Raw genomic sequence first — 20,937 nt, 5'->3', positions numbered from 1 at the left:
GCCCGTGTAACTCTCCTAGAATCATATGTTGAGACTTGCCAAAAAGTTCAAAATGAAACAATATTTAACTGAACATATAACCTATCCTCAAAGGAAGATAGACTAATATTTTGAAGGAATACTTCGTTTATTTAAAAAATATACTTTACAAAAAATAATTTTTCTTATACAATTTCGTTAACTTAGAAAATAAAAATGGTTAACAAAGGAGAACTTATGACAAAATCACTCAAAGAACTCATTCTTGCTGCAGAATTTGCAGCGATCATTGCCGTTCTTTCACAATTCACTTTCCCTCTAGGTCTAATTCCTTTGACTGGACAGACTTTTGCCATTGGTTTAACTGCTACTTTCCTTGGTAAGAGAACAGGAACTGTCTCCGTCTTGATCTATCTTTTATTAGGTCTTATTGGGTTACCTGTTTTCTCGGGGATGTCTGGAGGAATTGGTGTATTATTCGGTCCTACCGGTGGCTATCTAGTTGGTTTTATCCTCCAGTCTTGGCTAATTGGATTTATCATGGAGAAAGTCGGTTCTCGCTATCCTCTGACAATATCCGCAAACTTAGTTGGTTCAGCAGCCGCATTATGCTGTGGCATGCTTTGGTTAATGATCAGTAGCAGTCTTTCTCTTCACACTGCATTTTTAAGTGGATTTCTTCCTTTTATAATCCCTGAAGCAATCAAATCGATTGCTGCCGCTTCGGTAGGTCTGTTTCTAAAAAAACGTATGTCTCGACTTCAGTTGTTTAGTATGGATAAATAACTAGACAAAACAACTACTACGTTGTATTCCTTTACGAAAAATTTTTTAAAATAAAATCGTCACTGATTCAAACTGATTGTGGCATTACCTAAATTCCTTGAATTGATAATAAATAAAAAAAGCTTACAATCGTAAGCTTTCAGACTATAGACAAAGTACTTATTTATAGTGCTTTGTCTTTTTTATACGTTAAAACAGAACGATAAATTGGAGCTGTACCTGATGCTTTCAAAACAAAGTAAGTTTAAAGATCTCTATAAAAAAAGAGAAGAAACGATTGAACGAATATTCAGCACCACAAAAGAATTTCATGGGTTACGTTATACCAATCAAATAGGAATTGTAAAAATGCACATGAAAATCGGGCTTACTTTTGCTTGTCTAAATATGAAAAAGCTAAATCAAAAAATATCAAGCGAAAAAAGAGTATTTTTCTAAAGAAAAGAAGACAAATTTTTCTTTTGTTTTTGAAAATAGACATATAAAAAAGAGGTTGAGACAAAAGTGTTCAGCATCAAGAAATAAGAAGGAATTTCCGAAAATTGCTTCTCAAATTTTTGGTAAATTTCGGCTTATTTCCGAAGATGCTACTTTTGTCTCACCGTTTATTCGTTTTTTAGAGATACTAGAAGAGACTGAGACAACTTTTGTCCCAGTCCCTTCAATCTAAAAGCTTTCAATCGTAAGCTTTTTATCTTCTATTTTTAGACTTAGCTAAATCGTCGTTTATTTTTTTAGATCTACTTTTTGTCCGACCCAATAAATGATGACTCCTCCCACTAGCATGGAAGCTAGCTCACCCAAAGCAACAGTTCCCCAAGTGAAGAAAAAGGGTAATTGATAGAATAGCTTCAATTGTCCAGCAACTGTAAACATAGAAAATGCAAAGACCAAAGCTGTAATCACCATTTTTATTTTCATGTTTCTTACTCGTTTCGTTATCTCATAGTTAATCAATAAGACAAGTAAGGTGCTGATACTACCAACTACTACATCAATCCATCCCAATGGAGAGGAAAGATTGGCTAAAGCAACACCTAGCGTGATAGCCAAAATATACTTTTTATTATAGAGCGACAAATAATTGAACATTTCGGAAAGACGTATTTGAATGGCACCAAAACTGATAACTGACAACACGAATGTAACTGCCACATATAAGCCTGTTACAAGTGCCATTCGAGCAATTTCTGCTGTGGTAAAACGATTAGTAGAACGAATTTTCTTTTGATCCATATTCTTTCTCCTTTACAAGATCGGGATACAATCGATCATCCTTGTGGTCAAAAATGCCACAAAAGATCTCGTCTCTCTCAACTCTTGGTAATAACTACGACCAAAGGATGGGAATTGACTTCCAACTGAAGTGCCGTAGTGCGAATAAATTCGCTAATCATAGCTTATCTGAAAACAATAAAAAAGACAAAATCATTTTAATAACCAACCACCGTCGATTGGAATGATCGTCCCTTGGATATAGCTTGCTTGAGGGGTTGCCAAAAACAACGTTAGTTCAGCAACTTCCTCTGGTTGTGCCCACCGTTTAACAGGCGTTTCATTCGCTACCCATTCCGCCATCTCACCATTTCCTGCAAAATCAGCTGCATTCATAGGTGTTTGAATTGCTCCTGGCGCAATCCCTTTGATACGAATACCTTGAGAAGCATAATCTAATGCTAATTGTTTCGTAAAACCAACGATCGCATGCTTTGCGCTGGTATAGGCAATCCCGCCACCACCACCGACAAAGCCAGCAATTGATGCCATATTGATGATTGTCCCTGTTTCTTCCTCAAGCATGTCTGGAAGGATTAAGTGCGTTAGCTGAAACATACTCTTGACATTAACAGCAAACACTCGATCCCATAAAGCTTCATCTGTTTCCAACAATGGCTGGTACTCATCTAAAATTCCTGCTGTATTCAGCAAGATCGCAACTTTTCCAAACGTTTCGTGACACTGTTCAACCGCCTTTTTTAACAAAGAATGATTCGTGATATCACCTAAAAAATAAGCAAAGGTTTCAGAAAATTGCTGGGATAGATCGTCCATTCGGCCTAATTGCTGATCAAAACCAAACACCCGCGAACCTTGTTCTAAAAAGCCTTTAGCTTGTGCCTGTCCGATACCTGAAGCTGCTCCAGTGACAAAAACAACTTTCTCTGTTAGATCACTGTATCTATTTTTCATTCCACAATGATCCAATCTTCAGCTAAAATGTCACAGACTGTAGGCGCAAAACTGGAAAATCCTTCGTCACTTGTTTTGATTAAAAAGTAAGGGGTAACGGGACAACCGTCAAATTCTTCTCCTGAAACAAGAACGACATACAATTCAAAACCACTCCAACCTTTTCGAATCACTTTATTCCCTTTTTTTAATGCTGGTAAAATTTCTTCAAATGTCATTTATTTCGTTCCTTTCTTTGTCTTTTCGGTCTTGGATCAACACAAATTTTTGGTACAATTGGATATAATCGTTTAACTGTAACTCTCCATTCACGATAAAATATTCTAAATCAGACCATGGTTTACGATGCACTTTGCTCGTTGAAAGTAATAAATCAACTTCTCGTCCCCGATAATCTGTTGGTAAAAATTTCAAACAATAAACATTTCGAAAAAAACGATGTAAGTCTTCTATTAACAACTGCTCTTCAAACAGAGGGAAATCTGTCATCAAAAGAATCGTGATCTGCGGTAACTTTGGTGTAAATGCACCCATTGTCTTTAAAACCGTTAAATACCGCCCCATCAAAAAAGACGTATTTTGAAATGCTAGCTGATCCACTTTTTGCTCGGTCTCAAAAAACAAATCGAGCCACTGGATAATTTCACTGTTTTCGATCATCAAATGATTTATAAAGTCACTGTCGTTCCCATCAATGGTTTCCTTAGCTTCTGGAAAAAGATAGGCAAATAAATGACTACTAAAAAGATAGGTTTCAGCTTCTTTTGTTAAGGGTTCTTCTGACAATCCTTGTTCCACTTGATAGAGAGCTAATGCTTCTTTTGCTTCATAAAGTGCATGGTAGGGTGGTGTTTGTCTCCTTCGATGGAAAGCAAACATTTCTTCTCGGATGTCTTCATCCGTATAGTACTCTTCTCGTGTCATCAAAACTAAAAATAACGCACCTAATTCTTCTTCATTTTGAAAATAGTTAGGAAACACTGGTTGCATCCAATGACAAAATTTTTGAAACATAGGATTATCAGTAATCAGTTGTCGCTTTCGTTCGTTTAACGATACGTAATGCTTCTGAGATTTACGCAAGAAGAAAGCTCCTAACATATACTCTAGTCTTCTTTTTTTGATCTCATTAAGGCGAACATTGAAAAAAGCCATGATTTGTTCAGCAATTTTTTTCACATCTAATTGTGAAATCGTTACAAAAGGCCAAATTTTCCCACGAAACAACTGCCAAAACGTCATGTGAAGGTAAAGCCGGATGATTTCTTCTTCTCCTTGCACCACATAAGTCCCACGTTGTAAATAAATCCCGTAATTTTTTAATTGTTCTCTCCACTCGTTGATCTTTCGACGCGCAGTTGATTCGCTGATATATTGTTTTTGAGCAAATTGATAGATCGTATGAAACTCTTCAAAAAAAATATCGTGCAATAGCTGGTATTTCAGCGTACTTTGCACGAGAAAAATCAAAAAACGCTCATGTTCGATAGAATCAAGCGTATCATAAAAGGAATAGCCAGAACGAGGGGTTTTCATAAACAATGTTTGAGAGCTCTCGTTGAACTGATGGTAATTTTTTGTTAATTCGTTTAAGTACTTAGCGACACTTCTTGCATCTAATTGGACTGTTTGTGCCAGTTCTGCAATCGTGTGCCACTGATGATCCTCGAAACTTTCCAGCAGGAGAATTTTATAATAAAGGTCTTTATCAAATCGTTTTAAATATTCAGATGACAAATACAACTTTTACCACTCCTTTATGCTAGAACGTTTTTTTCATTGTAGCATAAATCCTGGGAAACAACATCAAAACAGGTTAGTAAAAAACTGAAATAATAATGGTAATAAAAAGACGGTCAGCATGCCATTGACGCCAATGGCTAAGCCTGAAATAATCCCTTCGATCTCACCCAATTCGATTGCCTTTGCTGTACCAATCGCATGAGAGGTACTTCCTAACGCAACCCCCTTAGCAATCGGACTGCTGATCTTAAAAAGACGAAAGATATGAGTAGCGATCAACGACCCAAAGATGCCAGTAGAAACAACAATTGCAAGCGTGACCGCATTGATTCCTCCCATCGTATGAGAAAGATCAACAGATATCGCTGTTGTCACTGATTTAGGTAGCAGAGAAATGACCATCGCTTTTTTTAATGTAAATAAATAGCCAATACCCACACTGACTAAGCAATTAGCTACGATCCCCGCTAAGATTGCCGCAATGACTGGGAAAAAATTTTCTTTTAACAAATGAAAATTTTTATATAAGGGAATAGCTAATGCAACTGTTGCTGGCGTAATCATCATGGTCAAAAAATTCCCACCCACATTATAATCCTGGTAACTGATTCCAGAAAAATGAAGAAAAAGAATGATCACTAAAATAGACAATACCAACGGATTGATAATTGGCAATTTATACTTGCGTAAAAATTTATCTGATAATACGTAGACACCTAACGTTAAGCTTAATCCAAATAATGGGTTACGAATAAATTCAGTCAATTTGTTGCTCCTTCCTTTTGATTTTCTGCAACTTTTGGCTACTTGTTTGTTTCAATTGAACAGATTGTAACATTTTTTCTACTACTTCTGCCGTTTTGCCTGCTACGACCATCGTTACGATCGAACAGATCACTACCGCACCTAATAAAATAGGCCAAATTGTCGCAATATCACCAAAATAGTCAAGTAAACCTACCCCTGCCGGGACGAATAAAATCGTTAAATTATTTAATAAAAAATCACCTGTTCCTCCTAAATGCTCAGGCTTTACTAGTCGCATCTCAAAAGCTAGGAACAAAAATAAGATACCTAGGATACTTCCAGGAATTGGTAAATGGAACAATACACGAGTTCCTTCACCTAAAACTGAGAAAAAGAGGATAATAAAAAATTCTTGAAAAAATTTCATCTATGAAACACTCCTTATTGTTAGCTTTCATTTTACTAACAATATTTTTCTGAAATTTTCAAATTGTGCTGTTTCTAAAGTACAATATTTGAAAAATATAATCGTTTTTTTTTGGTATATTTATAATTAAGGTTGGTGTTTTGTGGGAAAGTTCCATACGTTGTTTTGGAAGTTGGTCAGATTTCTTTTATACATAGAAATCATTTTTTTATCTGCACTTATTTATGACCAATAAAAACGTCGGATGCGAAGCACTACACCTATTGTGTTGTTGTTTCTTTTTTTTTGCATTTTTATAAATTTTGGAGGTATATATGGATTATTCACTTATGACCCGTCTTGTGGCGGAAATGATCGGTACAGCTTTATTAATCATTCTTGGGAATGGTGCTGTAGCAAACGTAGATTTAAAAGGAACAAAAGGTTATGGAAGTGACTGGATGTTGATCGCTGTAGGTTATGGCTGTGGTGTAATGATGCCAGCAATGATTTTTGGTGGTATCAGTGGAAATCATATTAACCCAGCGTTCACAATTGCTCTTGCCTCAAATGGTTTATTCCCATGGGCTGAAGTATTACCTTATATTGCTGCTCAATTGATTGGTGCCGCAATTGGACAATTGATCGTTGTAGCTTGCTACAAACCTTATTATGATCAAACAGACGATGTAAACCATGTATTAGGTACTTTCTCAACAATCAACAGTGTTGGTTCTAAATTCAATGGTTTTGTTAATGAATTCTTTGGATCATTTGTTTTATTCTTTGGTGCACTAGGAATTACTAAAGCACCTTTCTTCCAAGACAATCTTGGTACAGCACACTTAGCTCTTGGTTTCTTAGTATGGACGTTAGTTGCTTCTCTCGGCGGACCTACTGGACCTGGTTTGAACCCAGCACGTGACTTCGCACCACGTTTAGTCCACGCATTGTTACCATTAAAACATAAAGGTTCATCACAATGGGGTTATGCATGGGTACCTGTTGTTGCACCGATTTGTGCTGGTATCGTTGCTGTCTTCTTATACAAATTCTTATTTATGGCTTAATTTATCAAAAAAACTTGGAATCACTTCGATTCCAAGTTTTTTTATTTGGAGAAAAATTTGATTTCTGTCCTCTTTTAACCTATGTCATACTATGCAAAGAACGCAAAATAAATTGCAGACTTTACTATTTATTTTATAAATGGAGGAACTCCTATGCCTTACGAAACAGAGCTTCAGCGACATCTTGATATATTTGCTCTTTCTTTATCATTAAAGAAAAATAATAGATGGTCTCCGGAAGATGATAAAGTGAATTACCCACTTTTATTTTCTATTTATATTAAAATGATCCAACAAGATGAACAAGAATTTTTTGTACGTAAGCAAGACAAATTAAAAATGATTCAGTCACTCAACCGAAGCAAGGATTTCTATTCTTTTACTCGTCACACACAACTTTTTCATACTTTAAAGCGGATGATTTCAAATGATCCTCGAGATTTTATTCTTTTGCCCTTATCTTATAGTATAAAGAAAAATAAAAAAAGTGGTCATGTTTCCGGAGCACTCATCTACAAAGAAACGAAAAACTATAGAATTATTCTAGTGGATAAAAGGAAGCACCTGTCAAACTCATCTGTAAATATGGTTAAAATTCCTTCGGAGAAAATGGCTCCCCTTTGTAAAGAATTGTTTGCACAGAGAGATCATCCTAAACTCGAAACTTGTTATGATATTCTGTACAGAATTATTGACCATTCCTCTTCTAACAGCTTTTCGTCACTAGACTATACGATGCATGAACAAAAAGAAGGAAATTGTGTGGTCAAAGAAATAGAAGCTACTGCAAAAACTGCGCTCTTACATTGCCGCCATAACCTTCTCGCTTCACAAGGTAAAAAAAAATTAAAATGGAGTGATGTTCCCGAGTCCACTTTGGAGATCCAAAAACGTTTTTTAACTGTGATCAAATCAAAATACATAAAATCTCCTCTTCCTGATTATTTCTTTGAAATTTACAAATTGAGAAAACGAGCGAATGATGAACATTCGCCTTTAACAATGACAGAAAAAAACAGAATACATGAAATATACAAAAAAATATTTGCCGATCATCCAGAAATTCAAGAAATCTTCAAAGAAACGCCTTCTAGTAACCTTTCAAAAGTAGAGAAACCAATACAGTTAAACAAAGCAATTATAGCAGATCCGAAAATGGGTAAGTATCCAAAAGCTGGCAATACCAAAAATATGATCAATATTTTTGAAAAAATAACTGACGAAAAAAATAGGATAGCTAACGGACTAAGAACCGAAAAAAGGACGCCAAAAGATGAGTTCATTCGCTAAAGGGGATAATGTGAATCAATAATCCGATTGTGCTCAACAAGAAAAAATAAACGAGTGCCTAGCTCCGCAATAAATAGTTAGACCGTGACCGTTCTAACCCTATTTTCAAAAAATGATATTACTCGTTGACAATGGAATAAAAAGCCATGACAACCCTTCTAATAAGAAATGGTCGTCATGGCTTTTGCAAACTCTTCGTACAAATGTTCATTGCGGTAGCGATTAAACTCTGGGTCGTGTTTTCGTAATAGCGTGCGTAACTTCATGGGATGATAACTATCGATCAAGTGATTTTCTCGTACAAACTCCCTCGTCAATTGCCATTCATAATAATAGCCAAAAGGACGGCAACTATAGCGGGTACCATGAATGAGTTTATCTTCAAAACGGCGATGGGTATGTCCAAAAACAACCTGTTTGATATTATCGTATTGATCTAATAGTTGTCCAAAAGAAGCGGAACCTAAAAAAGCATTTAAGTTGTTCCAGCGTTCGTATGGAGCGTTTTGATAGACAATAAAGTCTTTTTTAGGAACAAAATGTGTCGTTAAAATAACGTCCAGTTTTTTTGCTTCTAACTGGTCTAGTAACTTTTTCATTGCTATCAGAACTCGAGCGTTGACTTCAATGTCACTTCCCTCTCGTTTAATAAAACGATCATACCAGTAAAGGTTCTTCATACGCAGAATTTGTTTATTTTCTTTTAACTCTGAGAATTGATAATCATACCAACCATTCATCCCAAGTAGGACTGTCTGCTTATTCAACGCCAGATATCGTTCATTTAAAAAGTGAGAATCCGGGAAATGATTCATCATTTCTTCTCCCTCAACATCTGCCAATTCATGGTTCCCAAAGTTGAACGTTGTAGGAATTCCTTTTTTGGCAAAAAATTCAACAACTGCTTGGCAAAGATCGACTTTATTCGCCACATCTCCTGCTAAGTGAAGCCGTGTGATCCCTTTGTCTGTGAGAACCTTCCACAAAATCAGCCATTCTTGTTCACTAAACTGATTGATATCTACATGTAAATCGCTGATAATTGCCAAGTTTCCCATACGCTTACCTTCTGTCTCCTATTTTCTACTCGTGATGTATGATTTGAAGATTACCTTTTAGTAATCCACTGGGGCCTTTTAACTGTAAACTCTTATAAGTCGGTTCAACTGCAATTGTCGTCGGATCATCTAGATACATCAATGCACTTTTTTTGATGTAGATTGGTCCAACAGCTGTTTCTACTTTGACAGAGTATAAACTCAAATCTTTTGTTGTCTCTTTCTTTACGAGAATCAAACGAAAGGATGTATCAATCTGACAAGTTACTCGACTGTCGGCAAAAGGACCATCTCCGTCTTCAATATCAAGTAATAACTGTTCATCTTCGTTTTGTTGTGCTAATAATTTTTCTTTTGCTTCATCTGTTAGTAATAATTCCATTCTTATCACCTCAAACTTAGCTTAATGATTTTACAACTCAGATGCAACTAACTTGTTTATGCTACACCTTTATCAACTTCTACCTGCTTGCCATTCTTGTCGTGTCAATCCTCGCAAGACAACTGAAACGATTTTTCCTTTGAAACGCCTTGCATCAGGGATGATTCCTTCTTTTTTCATCCCAAGTTTTTCCATTACACGCCCCGACTTAGGGTTTTCTGCATCGTGATAAGCAAAGATTCGGACCAAGTTTAACTCTTCAAATCCTAATTTTATCAATGCTTGACTCGCTTCTGGAACAAATCCTCTTCCCCAATAGTTCTTATTCAGTGCATATCCGATCTCTGCGTTATCTTCATTTTCTTGTACTCTTAAATCAATTGTCCCGATGAATTGTTGATTTTCTTTTAATTCAATACCGTACTTCCCTAAAGGTGCTGACATAAAATAATTAGCGATGCTGTTTTTCGTATCTTCAACGGATTGATGTGTTGGAAATACAAACCGTGTCGTTTCTTCATCATGAGCATAGTCATACATGTCTTTTGCATCATTTAATGTAACGGGGCGTAAAATCAAGCGCTCTGTTTCAATACGTTGATGTTGCGCAAAAACCAAATTTCGATTGATCAATTGTTCCATCGCGATCCTCACCTTTTGCTTTTTCGTTTTCTTAACTGTAGCGAAATTTGTTATAACTTTCAACTACTTCCGTTGAAAGAATTCTTAAACCTGCCTAAAATAAAGGACTGGAAAGTTCAAAATAAAAAATCCTTAATCATTGCTTGAAAAAGAATAATTTTTTGTTCACGTTTTATTAACATCTTTTCGTTATCGTTGAAATAACCAATAAATACAATGGATATCGGAGGAGTTCCTATGAGAGAATATACGAAAAAAATCTATTTTATTGAAGAAACCCAAAATATTGAAGGATCTTATATTGAAGTAAAAACCTTATTTGTCAACGAGGATAAAGAACAAGCCCTCACGACATTTAAACAATTATCAAAAAAACTAATGCCTTCTTTTGGCTTGGTACTAGGTGAGTATAAAATCAAAGCCGGAAAAAGTTATTTTTCCCAATTGTTAAAACGGTGGGCACATTTACCAGCTGAATTTTATCGTACATTGAAGATTCTGAATTACCAAACATTAGCTGAAACGAAAATGTGAAAAAGTTAAGTTTTATTTATGATTCGTTTAGTATCCTTATCAACACCATAGGAGGCGAACGAGATGATAAAAAAATTTTTCACACGATTATTTACCCAGCATCAACCTAGAATTAATCCTTATGAAGTCGAAAATGAATTTATGTTGAAGACAGACTTCCCTAAATGCTACTAATAGCTTGCTTTATAACCAAAAGAGAGACTGACAGATTATTTTCTGACAGTCTCATTTTTTCTCCTATTTAAATCTTCTAAATATATATATCTATATACAAATCCATAACCATTAATCTTCCTTAAAAAAAATGTACTTTTATTAAACAAGCTTATGTTCTAGAAAAGTATTTCTCTTGCTTTACAACATATGATTGTAACGAAGGCTCAGTTCTTTGTTGGCTAGGTAAGGTAAGAATATCTCCCATTTTTTTTAATTGAGGTATAGAAGGTGGCATTTGTTCATTGTTGATTCCTACAATACGAGAATCTTTTTTAAATTCTTCAACAATTTTATTCCGTTTATAAAGCCTCCAATTTCTTTTATAAATATTGTTATATCTTCTTTTTAAAACTATGTATTTTATTTTTTTATATATATTATTTTTTCTTTGACTTCGTATTTTTTCTAATTTCATCATCTTCTGTTGTAATTTTACATTTTTTGGATGATTTTTTCGCTTCAGATAATAATTGTTAAAAATATAGTCAAAAGACTTATTTTGTTCATGTTTATTAGTTTTTAAAGCCTTAAGAAATCGTTTTCTCATCTCTAAAGTTGAATGAGGGCAAGAGTTCCATTTAGGTCTCAATGTTGGTTTAGAATGAGAATATGACAGAATACTTTTTTGACAGTTAAAAAGAGCTACTTTAAGTGTAGATTCTACCTCGTTAACAATGCAGTTTCCAACATTTTGAGGTGACATATCAACGTTAAGCCTAGAAACACACTTTTTTGTTGATATGTGAACTAATTTCTTTAATTCTTCGAAAGGTTGTATCGTTGGTAGAGCAAACTTATTACTTAAATAAAGTACATGATTAAGCTGATCTATTCTTTCAGCATAGATGGTTACAAGTCCAACAGGAAATTGATGATTAAATAGTTTCGCTTTATCAACCATTACTACGTCATAACAATTTCCATGTTTATATATTATTAATCCAGAACAATGTCCTTTACCAGAATAAAGAGGATAGGCAAGTGGTACAATCAAAAATGACGTAGGATCATTTGTTTTAAGACTTTCCAGTATTTGTAACGATGCAGTAGTACTTGGTGCATTACAAAAATCTAGTGTTTTTGTTAATGACGAAAGAATGTGTTCTTTCCTATTTTCATCAATAAAGAACCCATCAGTATCCTGTTCAATCATTTTTTTGTAGGTAGAAAGTAGCATCACTTCGTCCTCTGTGCCAGTATCACCGTCTCTCTTGTGCTCTTTGACAGCATCTTCCATTCTATAGTATAAGTTGGTATTACGTTTTAACCCTAAGGTCAGGGCTAAAAGCTCATAACGACGTTGATAATAATCCATATAATTCAATTCCTTTCATATGTAGAGATTAAGATGAATAATTTAAAAAACTTTATTCGATTCATTAGTGGGAGTTGCTAACAAATATAGCATAGTTGAAGATATAATATTCATTAATTTTTTCCTCAAGAAAGAAATAGTCGTTCTAAGCTTACATAAATATGAGCACATCCCGTTATGACTATAAAAAAGATTACTCCACCATCTATAGAATCTAATATTTTTTTATATATAAAGAAAATGAGACCGATAACAATCGTCCCATCTCGTTTTTACTTTATTTCAAGGCTTGAGCAACATCTTCAATCATTAATTTCATGGATTCTAAGCCTCCACCACTTAGATACCAAACGTCTGGCTGTAGCGAAATCACTTTATGATGTTTACCTGCATCCGTTTGTACAATCAACTCATTCGCAGCGACATTATCCTTACTGTCATCGCCACCGATCGCTTTCGTACGATCTACCACAAAAAGAATACCAGGATTTTTGTCTAATACATATTCATAAGAGACGCTTTGTCCATGAGTAGAAGCTTCAATATGTTCATCTGCTTGTTTAAAACCAAAGACATCATGAACAAGTCCGAAGCGTGATCCTGAACCATAGGCGGATAATTGTCCTTCATTGACTAACGTCACTAACGCAGTTTGATCAAGATTACTTGTTTTTTCTTTTATCTCATTGATTTTTTTAGTTAAATCGGTAAGTCCTGCCTCGGCTTGATCTTCTCGATCAAAAATCTTTCCTAAGGTTTGAACATTTTGTTGTATCGATTCCCATGGCTTGCTTGAATCAACAGCTAAATATAAAGTAGGCGCAATTTTATTTAATTCCTCTTGATAATCGCTTTGTCTCCCTGAGATAATGATCAAATCAGGTTGCATTTGGTTGATTTTTTCTAAATCAGGTTCTTTAAGTCCGCCTGCGGAATCCACTTCTTTATATTTTGCCAAATAGTCTGGTAAATTCTTCGTGGCCGCACCAACGACTTTATCCCTCACTCCTAATGCATCCAAAGTATCTAAAGAACCATTATCAAAGACGACGACTTTTTGAGGTTTTTGTTTAACTTCAATTTTCTCACCGTTACTGTCTTTTACGGTCAAAGAAGATTGAACTTCTCCGCCGCTGGTTTTCGTATTTGACGTAGTACTCCCCGCATTGCTACCACATGCCGCTAACGCTACTGTTGCTACTAATAAAAAACTGACAACTAATTTTTTCATTCCGATTCTCCTTCTGCTATTTTAAAAATAAAGACAGAATCTGCGCCCTTCAATCTCGCAAACTCGAATGTCCATTTCATATAATTCATCTAAGATGTTCTTTTGAATAATTTCATTGGTGGCTCCTTGAAGAAACAGTTCCCCATTTTTCATGGCAATGATCTCATCCGCATAGCTTGCTGCAAAATTGATATCATGAAGCACAATAATGATCGTTTTCCCTAAATCTCGAACTAAGTGTTGTAAAATTTGCATGATCTGAACAGCAAAATTCATATCCAAATTATTTAGCGGTTCATCTAGTAAGATATAATCAGTATCTTGGGCTAACACCATCGCTATATAGGCTCGTTGTAGTTGCCCACCCGAAAGCGTATGGATCATCTGGTTTTTTAAGGAGGTTAAACCTAAGTGTTGCAAAGCTTCCGCCACGATTTGTTGATCCTTTGTAGTTAGCTTGCCTTTTGTATAAGGAAAGCGCCCAAATTCTACCAATTCTTCCACTGTGATTTGCATACTGATGCCATTTGATTGGCGTAAAATGGCTAATTTTTGAGCTAATTCTTTTGATCGCCAGGCTTTCACTTCATTATGATCAAGATAGATTTCCCCAGTATCTTTCGCAATCAAACGACTAATCATGGATAAAACCGTTGATTTACCAGCACCATTGGGACCAATAAAAGCCGTTAATCTTTGGTCATGGATAGAGACATCGACATCTTTGACTACCCGTTTGTCATGGTAACTTTTATTGACCTTTTTTAAATCGATCATCCAATTGTCTTCCTTTCTCGAATCAGTTTGATCATAAAGTACAGTCCTCCTGAAAACTCTACGATGACACTGACAGTGGTATTCCATTTAAAAATTTGTTCAACCAGCAGTTGTCCCCCTACCAAAAACAGTAACGCTACCAAAAAACTACCTAAAAACAACTCTCGATGCCGATAAGTCGCAAATAATCGGTAACTAACATTCGCTACAATAAAACCTAAAAAAGTTAATGGTCCTACTAATGCCGTTGCTGTTCCTGTTAAAAGACTGACACAACACAGGATTAAAAATTGAAATCGCTCTGTATCGATTCCTAAATTGATTGCCTGCTCTTGCCCTAGATGAAAAACGTCTAAATAACGACTTTTATAAAACAAAAAGAGCCATGTACCACTAATCAATATAGTTGCTGGTACTAGATAATGACTAGGGATGTTCCCAAAACTAGCAAATAATTTTCCTTGTAATAAATCATATTCGTTTGGGTCCATCACCACTTGTAGAAATGCACTCACACTACTGAACAAAGTCCCTAAGATGACACCAGTCATCAAAAGCAAAAACAAGTTCATTTGTCCTTTCTTTAGTAAAAAGAAAAAGAGTAATTGACTCAAGCCAACCATTAACGCAATATTTGTCAAAAAAAAGCCAGTCCCTGTTTGCTGAAGCATGGTCACACCCCCAACGATAAAGAAAAGGACCGTTTGAACTAAGACATAGAGAGAATCTAGTCCTAATACTGAGGGTGTCAAAAACTGATTTTGGGTAATTGTCTGAAAACTGATCGTGGCACTACTGGTGGCTAACGCAACCAGTAAAAAAGCAACGATTTTTTTACTCCGTAAGGCCCAAGCAAATTGCCAATTTCCATAAGTGTTGATCGTTAAATAGCTCATAATCACTAAGAGGACAAGAAGCAACAGTCCAATGAATACGCCCCTTTTTTTAAGCATATTTTTTCCTCCTAACCAACAAATAGAGAAAAATAATAGCCCCGAAGATTCCCACGATCACACTTACTGGGATTTCGTAAGGATAGATCACCAAGCGAGCAACGATATCACAAAAAAGTAAGAAAACACTTCCCAACAATGCAGTAATACCAATTGTTTTATGTACTTGATCTCCATATAAACGGGCTGTGATATTTGGAATGATTACCCCTAAAAATGGAATACTTCCCACCATGATCAAAACAATCGCACTAGCCAAAGAAACGAGACCGATCCCTAGTAACTGCATTTTTTTATAGTCAATCCCTAAATTGACCGCAAATGACTCCCCCAATCCAACAATCGTAAATCGATAAGCAAAGAAAGAAATAACGATTAATAATGGAACGGTTACATAAAGCAATTCATAATTTCCACGTATAATCGTGGCAAAATTCCCCTGTAACCAAGAAGACATATTTTGGATCAATTGAAATTGATAAGCAAAAAAAGTGGCAATGGAGCCGATGATATTACCTAACATGACACCGATCAATGGTAACATCAGTTGATTCTTTTGAGGTAACGTTTGTGCCAAAAAAAGAAATAAAAGTGTCCCACCAAAAGCAAACAAAAAAGCGGTAAATGAACGTAAAAGCAACGGTGCATTTGGTAAAAAAAGCATCACCACTAAAATACCCAATCTTGCACTATCCATCGTTCCAGCTGTGGTAGGCGAAACAAATTTATTTTGCGTCAAATGTTGCATGATCAAGCCACAAATACTGCTAGTTGCTCCTGCAAGGATCAGGCAAACCGTTCGTGGCAGACGAGTGGCAAGAAACAATTGCGTGCTTTGTCCTTTGAATTGAAGCAAATCAATTACTTGAATCGTTGAGACACCAATAAATAATGAGCTGATAGTCAGTAAACCTAACAACCCTATGAGCCAACCGTAGCGCATCAAACCCCTCCTGTAATTGATAATGATTCTCATTCTTATTCTAAGTGAACAGATGAACAAAAGCAACCGCTTTTTTTCCTTTCAAACTTCAATTGTTTGTATGTTATACTTTTATTAGCTATACAATGAAAAGGAGGATATTTTGATGTCAAAAGATGATGTACAGAGCCACTTAGATAAGGGGATGTATGGTACACCATTAGTTAATCCAGAGGAACAACATAAATATATGGGGACATTCCGTGAACGTTGCTACTTAAGTATGACTGTAGCTGAGATGAAAGATCCCATAAACAAAGAAAACTTTCTCAAAGAAATCGAAAAACAACCCGATGTTACGGTTCTTCTGAATGGCTCGCTACCTTTAACGATCCAGAATCAATATATCCAACTTGCTACCAAACAAAATGTACGCTTTACGATCGTTAATGATTATGTATCTGATGATCCCAATAGCTTTGGTTTATTAGTCGCTGCTAAAGAAGCGGTCAACGAGCCAGTCATTGATGTAGAAAAGAAATATCCCAAACAAGAGTCTCTTTCTCCAAAAGAACAGCCGAAGAAAAAAAGTTTTTGGGAACGACTATTTTAAGCTTATGCTGACTGTCATATTTCCCATAAAAGGCATGATACTCAAAACAATCTCTAAAAAAGAGAAGATACTAAAATTGACAAGCAATTTAAGTATCTTCTCTTTTTTTGGCGTTGAACACTATTTTCAATCTACAACATACCTCATTCAGTAAAAAATCTTTCACCTATGTTATCCCATAGCTAATTTCTTTTGATCTTCATAACTATTCAATCAATTTTAAGGGGCATTAACTAAATTCCATTCAACGTGCCCCGTATAATTTCCGGGTTGTGCTACCTTTGCATCAGTGATTTTGAGCGAGACATTTCCTAAATCATAATTATAGACAGAGGTATGAATTGCTTGAGTAGCTTTCATTATAACGGTTGGGCTATCCGTTTTTATTTCTGGTGAAATAGTACCTTGGACTTCACTACCACAATCAACCAAGTCCGTACTAGGATTAAATGGCGCATTTCCATCATTGATATTTTTCTTCACGATACCTTGGTTAGTTAGGACGATCGAGCTTGTTGGAATCTCCTGAGCGCTATCCCAAACAAGTTGCGCTTGTAGTGACCAACTATTATTAGTTTGACTCTCATCACATACACCGACATCAAAAGAAGTTTGTTTAATAAATGGAATATATTGCTCTCCTGATTCTTTTAATGGTGTTTCAAGAAAGCTAAATTTCTTAGGGATATAAGAAAGTCCAAATGAACTTGTTGTTCCCGGTCTCATATTGTCTGAAGGAGATGGCATTTCTGGTAATGGTGACCAGATGGCTTGATAAGTCGTATTGAGTAAGTCTGTCACCTGATTTCCACTGCCCCCTTCTTTTATGTTCCAGCCGATAAAAATGCTATTTGGTTTCTCAGCGACTAGAGTAGCTTTGAATTGATCAAGTGTTGCCATTTGTAGTTTAGGATCGGTAGGAGAAACCGCAACAGATTGGAAATAGTGTTTTGTTATACTATTATCTTCAAACGTCCCCCCGTTGGCATCAAAAGTTGGACCAGCGATTATCCGATTATTTGAAAGATAATTATAATTCAATAGTTTATTATCTTTGGCAATAACTAATAGTGGAGTCTTGTTGTCTGTAGTAACGATATTAGTAGTATCAGTGACATTCGTCAGATCAAATTGTCTTAAATCTAATAAGTTTAACTCATTCATGCCAAGAAACATGCTGTTCATAATCTTTACTTTTTCGGTTTGAAAAGAGCTCAAATCTAATTTTTTTACACTAGATAAATAAGAAAACATATGATCCATATTTACTACTTGACGAACATCCCAATTTGCTAGTTCTAATTCTTGTAATTTTCGATCTGCATTGAACATATAATTCATATCTATAATATGGGAAGTATCCCAACCACTCAGATTTGCTTTAGTTAAAAGGGGATCATTAGCAAACATCGCTCCTGTGTTTGTCACTGTACTAACATCCAATCCCGTCAAATCTACTTCCTTTAAATTCGACCAAAATTGAAAAGCATGTCTTAAATCTGTCGTTTGAATTGGTACTTTATTCCCCGAAGCAATTTTAAAACTGGTAATCGATTTATAATTAGGGAAAACTGCAGTGTTGATATTGTTCAAAATAGTCGGCTTTCCATTGATTACTGTAGGTACAATTATTTCTTGGCTCTTTCCAATGTATTTCGTTAAAAGATAACGATCCTTTTGTGGCGTCAACTGATATTGCCATTCCGATACAGTACCGGTTGCTGCTGTAACAGAGGAAGTTATTTGATCTACAGGCGATGTCGCTACATAACTTCCCTCAATAGAATGTTCATTCATTAGGTCTTTTAAAATGACACTGTTTGCTAGTTGTTCTTGCAATTGATTCTGTAATGAAACAGGCCAATGACTTAAATCTAAATTTTTTAATGCGTGACAATTAGTGACGAATCCTTTGACACTTTTAATCATGGTTGTCTTCCAATTGTTGATTCCCTCAATTTTTGTTAACTGTGGACAATCATTAAACATATCACTCAAATCTTCTGGCATTTCATTTTCTAAGATTGTCACTTGTGTTAAATTCGGACAATTCATAAACATGCCTCCTAAATTAGTCGCATCAAGTTTGTTGATCTTTACAGATTGTAATTGTGCACAGTTTTTAAACATTTCACTTGTATTAGTCACTTGACTAAAATCAGTCTGCCCAAAATCAACATTTCTAAGTGTTTGATTTCTAAAAAATACTTGTGACAAGTTGACACTATTTCCCTGATCACTAGCAATACAAGGGGCGAAAGGAAGATCAGCAGATACCGTCAAAGAATGCACTTCATTTTTGTTGATATCTCTCAAAAATTGTGGAGATAAGATTAGTTTTTTTATATTTGGTTGAATAGCATCTAAAAATGAAGAATTAATCACGATGGCTGGGACTTGGGTATTGTCTGACAATCCTGACAGCGTTAGTTCTGAATCATTCAATAGATAGTTGATGTGTTGATAGACTCCCTGATGAATTCCTCCTGTTGGCGAATTTTCTTTCTTAGTGAGTAGTTTTGGCGATTCTATTACTTGCTTCAAGTCGTTGTTTTCAACGGCAGTCGCTGTTTGCTCTGTTTGGCTATCTGCAAAGCCTGATTGTCCATAATAAACCATATTTCCTAACAAAATCATCATAATCGAAACATATTTTATTTTTCTCAAATCAGTCAGCTCCTCTTCACTTATAATTGTTTCGCCACAACGAAAAAGTAACCAATACCTAATAAGATGAAACAAATTGAAGTAATAAGAATTAGTGTATTAAGATAAAGAATCGTTTTATTTTCTTCTCCTATAATCACTCTTTTATAATTCATTAAAAATAGGTAAATGGCTAAGCTCATGAAGAGAATACCCGTTGAAATAATAAAAATCGGTATCGTATACATAATTGTTCACTCCTTCCAATCAAATAAATATAAGACTTATACTTATTTGATTCCTCCTTTGAAAGTATGTTATTTCTGTTCATAAAGTAAATCATTCATACTCCTATTTTTTCTAAAAATGGATATAAACGAAAAAAGAGAATGAGTACTCATTATTTTTTCTTATATCTTATAGCCAGATAGATGATGCCAGCTACATTGACTAAAAAGAGAATGATCCAACTAATTTGGAACCATTGAGGAACAACAACGTGATAAAGCGACTGTTCATTGATATCATTAGCCGTTGTTGGATTGATCGTAAATTCTTTGCTAAATAACCATTCCTTGCCACCTGCCTTAACTGAACCAGTAAAAACATATGTCCCTGCTTTTAGTTCATCCTTTTTCCAATCAAATTGAAAAGGATAGACTGAATAAGGTGCAATATTTACATTTGTTTTTTGTTGCTCTTTGATGACTTTATCTGTATTTTTTTCAAGAATTTTACCTGCAACAGTTGCTTGATCAAATATATAAGGGTTAGGATTTAAAATATCTGCTTGAATGATTTTTCTTCCATTTGATAAAATCGGAGCGACTTTTTCTAAAGTAACAGAAATAGGTTGATTCATTTTGGTTTTTGCATTGTTGTTTAAAACTACTCCTAATGTGTAGTTATACGTATTTTCGATTGATACTTCTTTTTTCTGATCTTTTGGTGTTTTTTCAGCTTTCTCAGAAACCACGATTCCTCCGACGACCACACCGGGAAATTTTTCTTTGGGTAATGTAACCGTAAGAGAGGTATTTACTTCACTCTTTGCTGGTACTTTGACTTCTGACTGTGTCGATTTGACGATCGAAGTCAATGGTAATTTCAAATCTTTGTTGTCTTTTATCGTACCTGTATAATCTAACAAACCATTCACATTGGTATTTGCGTTTGTAACTTTAATCGTTAATCGTTTCTCCTGATTTGAACTATTGATCAATTTAACACCCAATTGATCTTGTGTACCTGGTTGCTCACATAGATAAAAATAGCCTAAATTAATATCAATTTGATGCACATTGGGAATATGTTCGATCGTATAGCCTCCCATTATTTCTTCTGCTTGAACATCCAACGTACCAATAAACATAAACATAAGAAATAAGATGATTGATTGCACTTTTTTTAACAATACCGTTCTTCCTTCCTTTTTTT

Annotated in this window: 22 protein-coding genes and 1 pseudogene; 6 read left to right on the top strand and 17 right to left on the bottom strand. The window is 35.2% G+C overall.

The window, feature by feature from the left end; all coding sequences use genetic code 11:
- Positions 1 to 216 precede the first annotated feature (216 nt).
- Together AB3I42_RS05885 and AB3I42_RS05880 are read left to right on the top strand one after the other, a co-directional pair.
- Positions 217 to 765 carry a biotin transporter BioY gene (locus tag AB3I42_RS05885; protein WP_181914257.1) on the top strand — a complete coding sequence of 183 codons (549 nt, stop codon included), beginning with the start codon at positions 217 to 219 and terminating at the stop codon, positions 763 to 765.
- Between the two features lie 240 nt (positions 766 to 1,005).
- Positions 1,006 to 1,164 (top strand): annotated as a pseudogene (locus AB3I42_RS05880) (transposase); the annotation flags it as partial.
- Between the two features lie 327 nt (positions 1,165 to 1,491).
- Here AB3I42_RS05880 and AB3I42_RS05875 read toward each other — a convergent pair.
- The 6 genes from AB3I42_RS05875 to AB3I42_RS05850 all read right to left on the bottom strand — a co-directional run bounded on the left by AB3I42_RS05875 (position 1,492) and on the right by AB3I42_RS05850 (position 5,872).
- Complete coding sequence (locus AB3I42_RS05875) at positions 1,492 to 2,001, bottom strand: QueT transporter family protein (RefSeq protein ID WP_010720387.1); 510 nt, start codon at positions 1,999 to 2,001, stop codon at positions 1,492 to 1,494.
- Positions 2,002 to 2,193: 192 nt separating this feature from the next.
- The gene (locus tag AB3I42_RS05870) at positions 2,194 to 2,955 is read right to left on the bottom strand and encodes a 3-oxoacyl-ACP reductase (RefSeq protein WP_181914256.1); all 762 of its coding nucleotides are present in this window, start codon (positions 2,953 to 2,955) and stop codon (positions 2,194 to 2,196) included.
- Positions 2,952 to 3,173, bottom strand: a complete 222-nt coding sequence (locus AB3I42_RS05865) for a DUF2829 domain-containing protein (RefSeq protein ID WP_010720389.1) — start codon at positions 3,171 to 3,173, stop codon at positions 2,952 to 2,954. The genes AB3I42_RS05870 and AB3I42_RS05865 overlap by 4 nt, the downstream gene beginning before the upstream one ends.
- A complete protein-coding gene (locus AB3I42_RS05860; protein WP_010736825.1) occupies positions 3,163 to 4,698 on the bottom strand; it encodes a helix-turn-helix domain-containing protein in 1,536 nt (511 codons plus the stop codon). The genes AB3I42_RS05865 and AB3I42_RS05860 overlap by 11 nt, the downstream gene beginning before the upstream one ends.
- 63 nt (positions 4,699 to 4,761) lie before the next feature.
- On the bottom strand, positions 4,762 to 5,463 hold the full coding sequence (locus AB3I42_RS05855; RefSeq protein WP_010720391.1) for an LrgB family protein: 702 nt from the start codon (positions 5,461 to 5,463) through the stop codon (positions 4,762 to 4,764).
- Entirely contained in the window at positions 5,456 to 5,872 is a 417-nt protein-coding gene (locus tag AB3I42_RS05850) for a CidA/LrgA family protein (protein WP_010720392.1), read from the bottom strand. Before AB3I42_RS05850 ends, AB3I42_RS05855 begins: the two co-directional genes overlap by 8 nt.
- A gap of 314 nt (positions 5,873 to 6,186) precedes the next feature.
- On the opposite strand from AB3I42_RS05850, the gene AB3I42_RS05845 reads away from it, so the two are divergent.
- A complete protein-coding gene (locus tag AB3I42_RS05845) occupies positions 6,187 to 6,921 on the top strand; it encodes an MIP/aquaporin family protein (protein ID WP_010720393.1) in 735 nt (244 codons plus the stop codon).
- Positions 6,922 to 7,074: 153 nt separating this feature from the next.
- Entirely contained in the window at positions 7,075 to 8,211 is a 1,137-nt protein-coding gene (locus AB3I42_RS05840) for a hypothetical protein (RefSeq protein WP_368022376.1), read from the top strand.
- A 158-nt stretch (positions 8,212 to 8,369) separates the two neighbouring features.
- Here the strand turns inward: AB3I42_RS05840 and AB3I42_RS05835 are convergent, their stop codons facing one another.
- From AB3I42_RS05835 to AB3I42_RS05825, 3 genes are all read right to left on the bottom strand, one after another.
- On the bottom strand, positions 8,370 to 9,269 hold the full coding sequence (locus tag AB3I42_RS05835; RefSeq protein WP_010736823.1) for a metallophosphoesterase: 900 nt from the start codon (positions 9,267 to 9,269) through the stop codon (positions 8,370 to 8,372).
- A 25-nt stretch (positions 9,270 to 9,294) separates the two neighbouring features.
- On the bottom strand, positions 9,295 to 9,651 hold the full coding sequence (locus AB3I42_RS05830; protein ID WP_010736822.1) for an iron-sulfur cluster biosynthesis family protein: 357 nt from the start codon (positions 9,649 to 9,651) through the stop codon (positions 9,295 to 9,297).
- Between the two features lie 72 nt (positions 9,652 to 9,723).
- On the bottom strand, positions 9,724 to 10,293 hold the full coding sequence (locus AB3I42_RS05825; RefSeq protein WP_010720398.1) for a GNAT family N-acetyltransferase: 570 nt from the start codon (positions 10,291 to 10,293) through the stop codon (positions 9,724 to 9,726).
- A 237-nt stretch (positions 10,294 to 10,530) separates the two neighbouring features.
- On the opposite strand from AB3I42_RS05825, the gene AB3I42_RS05820 reads away from it, so the two are divergent.
- Positions 10,531 to 10,827 carry a hypothetical protein gene (locus AB3I42_RS05820; RefSeq protein ID WP_368022375.1) on the top strand — a complete coding sequence of 99 codons (297 nt, stop codon included), beginning with the start codon at positions 10,531 to 10,533 and terminating at the stop codon, positions 10,825 to 10,827.
- A 325-nt stretch (positions 10,828 to 11,152) separates the two neighbouring features.
- On the opposite strand, the gene AB3I42_RS05815 is transcribed toward AB3I42_RS05820, so the two are convergent.
- The 5 genes from AB3I42_RS05815 to AB3I42_RS05795 all read right to left on the bottom strand — a co-directional run bounded on the left by AB3I42_RS05815 (position 11,153) and on the right by AB3I42_RS05795 (position 16,262).
- Entirely contained in the window at positions 11,153 to 12,358 is a 1,206-nt protein-coding gene (locus AB3I42_RS05815; protein ID WP_081124984.1) for a hypothetical protein, read from the bottom strand.
- A gap of 277 nt (positions 12,359 to 12,635) precedes the next feature.
- A complete protein-coding gene (locus AB3I42_RS05810) occupies positions 12,636 to 13,589 on the bottom strand; it encodes a siderophore ABC transporter substrate-binding protein (protein ID WP_081123104.1) in 954 nt (317 codons plus the stop codon).
- Between the two features lie 21 nt (positions 13,590 to 13,610).
- A complete protein-coding gene (locus AB3I42_RS05805) occupies positions 13,611 to 14,366 on the bottom strand; it encodes an ABC transporter ATP-binding protein (RefSeq protein ID WP_010736818.1) in 756 nt (251 codons plus the stop codon).
- A complete protein-coding gene (locus AB3I42_RS05800; protein WP_131773314.1) occupies positions 14,363 to 15,319 on the bottom strand; it encodes an iron chelate uptake ABC transporter family permease subunit in 957 nt (318 codons plus the stop codon). The genes AB3I42_RS05805 and AB3I42_RS05800 overlap by 4 nt, the downstream gene beginning before the upstream one ends.
- Positions 15,312 to 16,262 (bottom strand): ABC transporter permease, encoded by a 951-nt coding sequence (locus AB3I42_RS05795; RefSeq protein ID WP_010736816.1) that lies wholly within the window; start codon positions 16,260 to 16,262, stop codon positions 15,312 to 15,314. The genes AB3I42_RS05800 and AB3I42_RS05795 overlap by 8 nt, the downstream gene beginning before the upstream one ends.
- 145 nt (positions 16,263 to 16,407) lie before the next feature.
- Between AB3I42_RS05795 and AB3I42_RS05790 the strand changes: the two genes are divergently transcribed.
- A complete protein-coding gene (locus AB3I42_RS05790) occupies positions 16,408 to 16,854 on the top strand; it encodes a YueI family protein (protein ID WP_010720405.1) in 447 nt (148 codons plus the stop codon).
- Between the two features lie 219 nt (positions 16,855 to 17,073).
- On the opposite strand, the gene AB3I42_RS05785 is transcribed toward AB3I42_RS05790, so the two are convergent.
- The 3 genes from AB3I42_RS05785 to AB3I42_RS05775 form a co-directional block, all read right to left on the bottom strand.
- Positions 17,074 to 19,521 carry a BspA family leucine-rich repeat surface protein gene (locus tag AB3I42_RS05785; protein ID WP_181933801.1) on the bottom strand — a complete coding sequence of 816 codons (2,448 nt, stop codon included), beginning with the start codon at positions 19,519 to 19,521 and terminating at the stop codon, positions 17,074 to 17,076.
- A gap of 20 nt (positions 19,522 to 19,541) precedes the next feature.
- Positions 19,542 to 19,748 carry a hypothetical protein gene (locus AB3I42_RS05780; RefSeq protein ID WP_010736814.1) on the bottom strand — a complete coding sequence of 69 codons (207 nt, stop codon included), beginning with the start codon at positions 19,746 to 19,748 and terminating at the stop codon, positions 19,542 to 19,544.
- Positions 19,749 to 19,900: 152 nt separating this feature from the next.
- A complete protein-coding gene (locus tag AB3I42_RS05775) occupies positions 19,901 to 20,914 on the bottom strand; it encodes a DUF3324 domain-containing protein (RefSeq protein WP_368022374.1) in 1,014 nt (337 codons plus the stop codon).
- Positions 20,915 to 20,937: the final 23 nt, after the last annotated feature.

Source organism: Enterococcus sp. C53, from assembly GCF_040887425.1.
Taxonomy (GTDB): domain Bacteria; phylum Bacillota; class Bacilli; order Lactobacillales; family Enterococcaceae; genus Enterococcus_B; species Enterococcus_B hirae.
The sequence above is the reverse complement of the archived record's forward strand: the minus strand, read 5'-3'. Positions and strand labels throughout refer to the sequence as shown.